Source organism: Coxiella endosymbiont of Ornithodoros amblus (assembly GCF_019425495.1).
Taxonomy (GTDB): Bacteria; Pseudomonadota; Gammaproteobacteria; order Coxiellales; family Coxiellaceae; genus Coxiella.
This window is the reverse complement of record NZ_VFIV01000058.1, coordinates 1-8,066: the sequence shown is the minus strand read 5'-3', so window position 1 is coordinate 8,066 and position 8,066 is coordinate 1. Positions and strand designations below refer to the sequence as shown.

Sequence of the window (8,066 nt, the reverse complement as noted above, 5' to 3'; positions counted from 1 at the left end):
TTAGAAAATGTAAGGGAAATTATTTTCAACCCAATAATCAATTGCTTCAATTAAAACAAGCCTTTCCATTAATTCCACCTGCTCAGGAAACAAACTCATCGCTTTCCTTCGTGTATGGAGAGAAAATGAATATAAAAAGGCGTTTACTTAAATTAAATAAGACTTAAGAATTCAATAAAATTTAACTATGCTTAAAGAAGACGCACTCGAATGATGCCGTCGCTACTTTGCAACTGGTGAAGAATGTTCTGATCAATTTTTTATTGACATCGATGATCGTGTAACCGATTTCATCCCGGGATTTATTGATCATATTGATGATATTAATACCTGCTTGTGACAAAACGGTAGAAACTTGTGCAACCATATTAGGCACGTTTTTATTAGTGATAGTGATTCGACAGCCTTCAGTGCGCACTAACTTGACGGTGGGAAAATTAATGGAGTTGCGAATATAACTTGTTTTCTAAAAAATCTTGTACTTGCTCAACAACCATAATAGCGCATTTTCTTCTGCTTCTTTGGTGGAAGCACCTAGGTGTGCCAAACAGATAACTTGTGGGAAGGATTTAAAAATCATACTGGGAAAATCGCAAATATAGTTTTGAATTTTGTTTTTGGATAAGGCTTTGGCTAATGCTTGATTGTCCACAATTTCAGCGCGGGCGAATTAAGGAGCACGACGTTATTTTTCATTTGTTCAATCGCTTCTTCGTTAATTAAATGATGGGTATGAGTATTGAGGGGTACGTGTACTGTGACAAAATTACTATTTCTTAAGACGTGCCCGCAGTGATTCAGCTTGCGCTACTTCAGAGGACAATTCCCAGGCACTGGTACCGTAATAGCTGGATCATAACCGATGGCTTTCATACCCAGTCGAACGGCAGCATTAGCAACTTTCCGCCGACTTGCCCCAATCCGATGATGCCAAAGTTTTCCCCGGTAATTTAAAGCCAGAAAAACGTTTTTTATTTTTTTCGACTTGGTGAGTGATCGTTTTATCATTATTCAATATGACATACGTAATCAAGTGCGGGATAAATATGGCGGCTTGCTAAGAGGATTCCGGTAATCAGCAGTTTTTTTACAGCGTTAGCGTTGGCCCCTGGCGTGTTTAATATAGGAACGTTGGACAAAGTCAGGGAGCGAACTGGAATATTATTAACGTCAATGCCGCACGGCCAATGACCTGAACGCGATCAGTAATTTTTTATCGCGTAGATTGCAAGAGCGCACTAAAATCGCATCGGGTTCTTCACACTCGGTTAAAAGCGTTTGTTTTTCTGGATTAAATTTTTCTAACCCGCATGGAGAAATATTATCGAGAAGAAGGATTTTATAATTCATTATAAAATCCTCAAAGATATCAGTAAAATTAAACCAATGGTGATACTGGTAAAATAACGTTTACCCTATCGCCGACACCGAAACCAAAAATTATGTGGATTCTAACCCAACATTTTTTGAATGAGCGTTGTTGGCAATAAGAAGCCAGAAAAATAGCGGCTAAAAGAACACTCAGTGATAGCATAATATCTGAAGTTAAAAAGTCAATCCCTTGAAAAAAGTAAAGCAAAAATGCTTGAAATGGGGCGTGACTGAAAGACAAAATAGTACCAAAGCTTAAAACCCAAAATAGGAACTACTTTATTTATAAAAAAAATGTTTATTTTCAATTATCTATGAAATTTTCGGTTCTAATTAAAAGAAATTGTGGAAGCAAAAGAAGTGAACAATAACAACAAAAAAGGGAGATAAGCACCAAACATAATAATGATTTCCATCGTAATATTTAAACTAAAAAACGCCCGCCCTAATGCCAGTAAAGCAATGAGTGCCGTTACTCGGTGAAAGTCTGGTTTAAATAATAAAAATGAGCGCACGATAGAAATAATCGGTTGTCATCCCATAAGCCACTAAAATTAGCATCAAAATGGTTAAGGTGGGGAACATAACATAAATCGGACAGTTCGCTCAAGGTCTCTTTAATTCTTAAAAACGGTCATCGCCGTTGTAGTACTGACGATGAAAGTGCCCGTGACAAACATCTGCCAGAGCTAGCCTGAAGTGCTTTAAAATTAGCGATCATTGATGAATGGGTGGTGTTGTAAAATTGACCAAACAAATCTCGGATAAAATAATCGAGAACCCATCCGGCAATGACGACATAGTTAAGTTAGAATTAAATAGCCGGCTGCAATGGTTATGCCGCCAAATATTCCCAATGGTGGCTTCGCTTTATGATTAACGCTACATTTTGTAAAGCAAGAGTGGGATTGCCTCGCCCTATCCGCCCGAGCAAAACTTCCGACGTCATTAAAAGGTACGCCCAATAAAATCACAAGAAGGAGCTAAAGGAAAACAAACACGCCCTTGCCGTTTTGACCTGCTAAATAAGGAAACCGCCAGATATTTCCGAGTCTAATGGCTATAGCGGCGGTAGCGAAAATAAGTGAAGTGCGCGAAGTCCATTGGATTGGGCTGCTCATTACAATCTTTGTTATTGGTTGAAAATAGCAATTAGTATACAATAAGCATCCCAAAAATAGAGAATTAAAAATGTTGGCAATGCCGTGGCGAATCAGAACACCGATCGATGCAGTCACTTTTGATTGTGATGGAACGTTGAGTCAAATTGAAGGAATCAATCACCTGGCTGAAATTAATAACGTGGATTCGGAAGTGCGACTATTAACTGAAATCGCGATGAACCTTACCGGAATTACAGCCGATATTTATCGAAAGCTCTTGAATTGCTAGATCCCACTAAAGATCAAGTGGGTGAATTAGATGAGCAATATTATCAAATTCAACTCCCGCTTCCGCAGAGATTATTTCCATTTTACATAACTAAATAAAACGGTTTATGTCATTTCGGCGGGAATCCAGGCCGCGGTTGAAGCATTTGCGAAGGGATTGTGGATTCCGACTTCGCATGTTTTTGCCGTGGCTGTTTATTTTCGATGGAAAAGGGCGGTATCTGAATTATGAGACCGAATCCCCGCTAACCTACTAGCTCGGTAAACGTAAAGTGATTGAAGCCCTTAGGCTAAATCATCATCTTTTCGTCTACGTAGGTGATGGGATGAATGAGATTGAAGCTGGTCAATCTTGCTGAACAGTTTATTGGTTACGGGGGCGCATATTATCGTTCGCACCTTGCAGAAATGTGCGATTATATATTAAACATGAACGCTGGAACCAATGTTGCCGTTATCTTTAACGTTGGAAGAATATGAATGACTATCGCAAGTGGAAAAAACACTTTATCAAAAAGGATTGAAGCAGATTAATGAAGGCAATGTGTTAATTAACAGAATGGAGTTTGAATAATCTAATCCAACTTACGAAGGCGGAAGTAGCCTGTATAAAGCGTCAGCGAAATACGGGTAAGCATCGGTCCCATATTGCGCTGACGCTTCGTACGCGCTACGGTTTATATTCCCGTCTGCATGGGAGTGATGGAAAAACGAAATTCGATGATAAAAGATAGTCAAAATAAAATAACCGAAGTGGGTATATATTTAAAGGCCTTACAAAATCGCCTCTGTCGCGCTTTCGAAAAAGAAGAGAGGGGGGAAGTCGATTTCAAGAGACTTTGTGGGAAAAGCCCAATGGTGGTGTGGTCAAACGCGTCTTTTGACGGAAGGGTATGTCATTGAGCAAGATGGCGTGAACTTTTCGTGCGTCTATGGAAATCAATTGCCTTCAGCCGCCACCCAAAAATACCCTGAAATTAGCAGCTTTGCTTTTCAAGCAGAAGGCCTTTCTTTGGTGATTCACCCCTGCAATCCTTATGTACCAACCGTTCATGCCAATTTTCGCTTTTTATAGTCCGGAAAAGACGAGGCTGACCCCTGCTGGTGGTTTGGCGGCGGTTACGATTTAACTCCTTACTATGGTTTTGAAGAAGATTGTTGTCACTGGCACACAGTTGTCAAAAAGCTTGCGATCGATTTGGCGAAGCAATTTACCCGCGATTCAAAGCGGCTTGTGACGACTATTTTTATTTAAAACATTGAAATGAGCCACGCGCGGAATTGGCGTTTATTTTTTTGATGATTTAAATGAATGGGAATTTAAGCACTGTTTTGAATTTATTAAGATTCTAGGCGACAGCTTTTTAGAAGCTTATTTGCCGATTATGAAAAACCGTAGAAATCATCCATATGGTGAGCGTCAACGCGAATTTCAATTATATCGTCGAGGCCGTTATGTGGAATTTAACTTATTGTATGATCGAGGAACCTGTTTTGGCTTAGAGTTTGGTGGACGAACGGAATCGATCTTAATGTCGCTCTCACCCCGCGTCGTCTGGCGACCCAATTGGCAGCCGAAACCCGGCAGCGAGGAAGAACGCCTGTATGAAGACTATTTAATGCGCCGAAATTGGGTATCAGTTTCAGTCGCTTGACAACCCTCCGGAGGGATCGTATCTTGCATGCATTATGAAACTCTTATTACATGCGCTTGATATATCAGGCGCTATTTTCGGTTTCTTTTCGATGGTTTTTATGTCAAAGCGGATAAGTGGGCCTAGCCAATCGGCACGATAGCTACTGCTCTAATATTGTTTTGTATGGCCTAGCAGGGATCTATGGTGATATGACGTTAGAGGGGAATTTATTTTCTTTCGATGTTTTATGGTTGGTATCAATGGACTCGAGAGAGCCTTGTAATTAGGAGAATGGCACATTTAAATTTATCATGGTGTTGGGCTATTATTTTAAGCGTCCTTGCTGCCGGGGGTGTTTTGGGCGTTGCTGAATTATTAAAGCATTTCAGCAACTCACAAGTGCCTTATTTAGATGCACTGACCAGCGTACTGAGTTTAATCGCACAATGGATGATTTGTAGGAAGATCATTCAAAGGTGGTTTTTAAGGCATCCCCGCGCATAGTATTTTGTTGGTCATTTATTTAAGCCTGGCCGTGGCTGGCTATTTACGTTGGCGAAAATTAATGGGAGCACAGAGAATGGTGGCTTCTTTCAAATTAAGCAAGGGATTTAATTATGATTAGAGTAATTACCGTCGATGACATTAAAAGTTTAATTCAAAAAGTCACCTTAGAAAAATTCTTTTCTCAGCTCATAGAAAAATTGGAAACCACATTCTCTGGCTGGAATGAATTTGAAAAAATGCCGCGCCTGGTTTCTCATGTCGAAAATGGCGTCGTTGAATTGATGCCGTTTTGGGGAAAGGGTTATTACTCAGTTAAATACATCAATGGTTATTCGTTAAATCCCCTCAACAATAAATTAACAATCGTTGGCCTTGGAATACTTGCCGATATCGCAACAGGTTACCCGGTATTAATTAGCGAAATGACCTTATTAACCGCATTACGAACTGCGGCAACGTCGGCTTTAGCCTCAAAGCACCTTGCTAAATCCGATTCAAAAACGTTTGCCCTCGTGGGAACAGGTGCGCAAGCTGAATTTCAAGTTATCGCGCATAAGAATCTGTTTAATATTGAAAATATAAAGTATTTCGATATAGATCCAAAAGCCCTCGATAAATTTGAGAAAAATTTATCGTCATATCCTTTTCATTTGGAAAGAGCATGCAATATTGAAACCGCCATTAAAAATGCAGACATTATTACAACCGCCACCGCTATTCAAGAAAAAACCCAAATATTAAAAAACGACTGGATACAACCGGGTACGACTATTAACGCCATCGGCGGTGACCGCGCCGGTAAAACCGAACTCGATCCGAAAATATTGGAACGTGGCAAAGTGGTGGTTGAGTTTCTCAAACAATCCAAAGAAGAAGGTGAAATACAAAATTATAACCACTTCCACGTTTATGCGGAATTATGGGAATTAATTCAGAAGAAAAAATCTCGCCGGACTTCCGCGGATGAAATTTTTATTTTTGACTCGGTAGGGTTCGCGTTAGAAGACCACACGATCTTACGTTTGGTTTACAGCCTCGCCGAAGATTTTCAAGTGGGCCATATGTTGGATATGGTGCCTGAAATCAGCGATCCTAAGAATTTATTCGGCTCGCTTTTTAGGACCTGTTTATAATTCTATTATTTTGGCTCAACCTAGCGAATTGTGAAAAGACGCTAGTTTTTAAATCCCAATTTCTTTTCTAAATAATGAATATTCTGAGCGCCTTTTTTAAATTTATCATCTTTCATCATTGTCAAATGGAGCGGTGTATTAGTTTTAATCCCTTCAATCACAAGTTCTTCTAAAGAATTTTTCATACGCGCAATAGCCTCCTCGCGGTTTTCGTCGTACGCAATTAATTTGCCAATTAAAGAATCGTAATATGGGGGGACGTTATAACCCGCGTATAAATGGGAGTCCATCCGTACGCCGAATCCGCCGGGAGCGTGATAGGCAGTCACTCGGCCTGGGCAAGACATGAAATTTTTGGGGTCTTCGGCATTAATGCGGCATTCAATGGCGTGGCCCTTAATTTGGACATCGCTTTGACGATAACCTAGCGGCAGGCCAGCCGCTACCCGAATTTGTTCTTTAACAAGATCAATACCGGTAATCATTTCCGTAACGGGGTGTTCCACCTGAATGCGCGTATTCATTTCAATGAAATAAAATTCGCCGTTTTCATACAGGAATTCAAATGTTCCCGCCCCCCTATAATTCATCTCAATACAAGCCTGTCCGCAACGTTCGCCGATGGTGGCTCTTTGTCTGGGCGTAATGCCGGGAGCCGGTGCTTCTTCAATCACTTTTTGATGCCGGCGTTGCATGGAACAATCCCGTTCCCCTAAGTGAATAGCATGACCTTGGCCGTCGCCCAGAACTTGAATTTCAATATGGCGCGGATTTTTGAGGAATTTTTCCATATACACTTCGTCTGTGCCAAAAGCTGCTACCGCTTCTGTTCGTGTCATGGCGATCTCATTTAAAAGCTCGCCCTTTCTATGCACGACACGCATTCCTCGCCCACCACCTCCACCAGCCGCTTTAATTAAAACGGGGTAGCCAATTCGCTCGGCAATAAGAAGATTAGCATCCTCATCTTTCCCTAAAGCGCCATCGGAGCCTGGGATACAAGAGAGCCCTGCTTCCTTCATCGCTTTAATTGCTGAAACTTTGTTTCCCATTAAATGAATGGATTCGTGCGAAGGTCCAATAAAAACGAATCCACTTTTTTCCACTTGTTCGCAAAAATTAGGATTTTCTGCCAAAAAACCATACCCGGGGTGAATGGCGTCAACATCTGTAATTTCAGCAGCGGAAATAACTGCCGGAATGCTGAGGTAACTGTGCGTGCTGTTTGAAGGGCCAATACATACCGCTTCATCTGCTAAGCGCACATGCATTAAATCACGATCCGCGGTTGAATAAGCCGCTACGCTTTGAATATCCATTTCTTTACAAGCGCGATGGATGCGAAGCGCAATCTCACCGCGGTTAGCGATTAATACTTTTTTAAACATGAAAGATTACTCGTTTGACTCAATGATAAAGAGGGGTTGATCGAATTCCACGGGTTGTTCATTTTTAACGAGGCAGGCGCTGATGACGCCACTTTTGTCCGCTTCAATTTTATTAAACATTTTCATGGCTTCGATAAGACAAATCGTATCGCCAACCGAGACACGCTGCCCCACCTTCACAAACGGCTTAGCTCCTGGCGTAGGGGCAAGATAGACAGTTCCCACCATAGGGGATTTCACTCGATGCCCTGCAAGTTCCTTAGCTTCTTTTAGGGGTATTTTTTCTGCAACGGCCGGTTTTTGAAAAGTCGTCTCCAAAGCAGGGCCAAAGGACGGAACCACGGGGGCAATAGTTTGCGTTGGAAAGCGGTTGATACGGACGGATTCCTCGCCGGATTTCACTTCAATTTCGCCAACACCGGTTTCATTGATCAGTTCAATCAGTTTTTTAATTTTACGGATATCCACGAATTTTCCTTGTCTATTTTGATGGCCATTCTGTGGGCGTATCTATTACCTCACAAGTCAGTCACAACCATTTCAATTTTAGCCTTCGTCATTCTCGCTCAGGCGGGGAAGCAGGCGGCGCCAAAGGCGCGCCGCCGCTAATGTGTGCACTGCATCCCCGCCTGCGCACCT

Annotated in this window: 7 protein-coding genes and 4 pseudogenes; 6 read left to right on the top strand and 5 right to left on the bottom strand. The window is 41.5% G+C overall.

Annotation, left to right across the window (positions count from 1 at the left end; genetic code table 11):
* Positions 1-191: 191 nt before the first annotated feature.
* A pseudogene (locus FIV31_RS06585) lies at positions 192-1,350 on the bottom strand (phosphoglycerate dehydrogenase).
* Between the two features lie 350 nt (positions 1,351-1,700).
* Positions 1,701-1,886: a hypothetical protein gene (locus tag FIV31_RS06580; RefSeq protein WP_280124221.1), complete on the bottom strand. Its 186-nt coding sequence runs from the start codon at positions 1,884-1,886 to the stop codon at positions 1,701-1,703.
* Between the two features lie 230 nt (positions 1,887-2,116).
* On the opposite strand from FIV31_RS06580, the gene FIV31_RS06575 reads away from it, so the two are divergent.
* Entirely contained in the window at positions 2,117-2,251 is a 135-nt protein-coding gene (locus tag FIV31_RS06575) for a hypothetical protein (RefSeq protein WP_280124220.1), read from the top strand.
* Positions 2,252-2,354: 103 nt separating this feature from the next.
* Here the strand turns inward: FIV31_RS06575 and FIV31_RS08680 are convergent, their stop codons facing one another.
* Positions 2,355-2,492 (bottom strand): hypothetical protein, encoded by a 138-nt coding sequence (locus FIV31_RS08680; protein ID WP_425278278.1) that lies wholly within the window; start codon positions 2,490-2,492, stop codon positions 2,355-2,357.
* A gap of 70 nt (positions 2,493-2,562) precedes the next feature.
* On the opposite strand from FIV31_RS08680, the pseudogene FIV31_RS06570 reads away from it, so the two are divergent.
* The 5 genes and pseudogenes from FIV31_RS06570 to FIV31_RS06555 all read left to right on the top strand — a co-directional run bounded on the left by FIV31_RS06570 (position 2,563) and on the right by FIV31_RS06555 (position 6,039).
* Positions 2,563-3,336, top strand: a pseudogene (locus tag FIV31_RS06570) (HAD-IB family phosphatase).
* Positions 3,337-3,603: 267 nt separating this feature from the next.
* Positions 3,604-4,017, top strand: a pseudogene (locus tag FIV31_RS08675) (coproporphyrinogen III oxidase).
* 25 nt (positions 4,018-4,042) lie between these two features.
* Positions 4,043-4,417, top strand: coding sequence for a coproporphyrinogen III oxidase (locus FIV31_RS08670; RefSeq protein ID WP_425278279.1), 375 nt, complete (start codon positions 4,043-4,045; stop codon positions 4,415-4,417).
* 34 nt (positions 4,418-4,451) lie between these two features.
* Positions 4,452-5,024, top strand: a pseudogene (locus FIV31_RS06560) (nicotinamide mononucleotide transporter family protein).
* On the top strand, positions 5,017-6,039 hold the full coding sequence (locus tag FIV31_RS06555; RefSeq protein ID WP_280124219.1) for an ornithine cyclodeaminase: 1,023 nt from the start codon (positions 5,017-5,019) through the stop codon (positions 6,037-6,039). The pseudogene FIV31_RS06560 and the gene FIV31_RS06555 overlap by 8 nt, the downstream one beginning before the upstream one ends.
* Before the next feature lie 41 nt (positions 6,040-6,080).
* On the opposite strand, the gene accC is transcribed toward FIV31_RS06555, so the two are convergent.
* Together accC and accB are read right to left on the bottom strand one after the other, a co-directional pair.
* A complete protein-coding gene (gene accC / locus FIV31_RS06550) occupies positions 6,081-7,427 on the bottom strand; it encodes an acetyl-CoA carboxylase biotin carboxylase subunit (protein WP_280124218.1) in 1,347 nt (448 codons plus the stop codon).
* A gap of 6 nt (positions 7,428-7,433) precedes the next feature.
* Positions 7,434-7,895: an acetyl-CoA carboxylase biotin carboxyl carrier protein gene (accB, locus tag FIV31_RS06545; protein ID WP_280124217.1), complete on the bottom strand. Its 462-nt coding sequence runs from the start codon at positions 7,893-7,895 to the stop codon at positions 7,434-7,436.
* Positions 7,896-8,066 lie beyond the last annotated feature (171 nt).

Bases quoted from the DNA above. Each gene is read 5' to 3' on its own strand.
- FIV31_RS06555 (WP_280124219.1), top strand. From the start codon at position 5,017: ATGATTAGAGTAATTACCGTCGATGACATTAAAAGTTTAATTCAAAAA.
- FIV31_RS08680 (WP_425278278.1), bottom strand. From the start codon at position 2,492: ATGAGCAGCCCAATCCAATGGACTTCGCGCACTTCACTTATTTTCGCT.
- accC (WP_280124218.1), bottom strand. From the start codon at position 7,427: ATGTTTAAAAAAGTATTAATCGCTAACCGCGGTGAGATTGCGCTTCGC.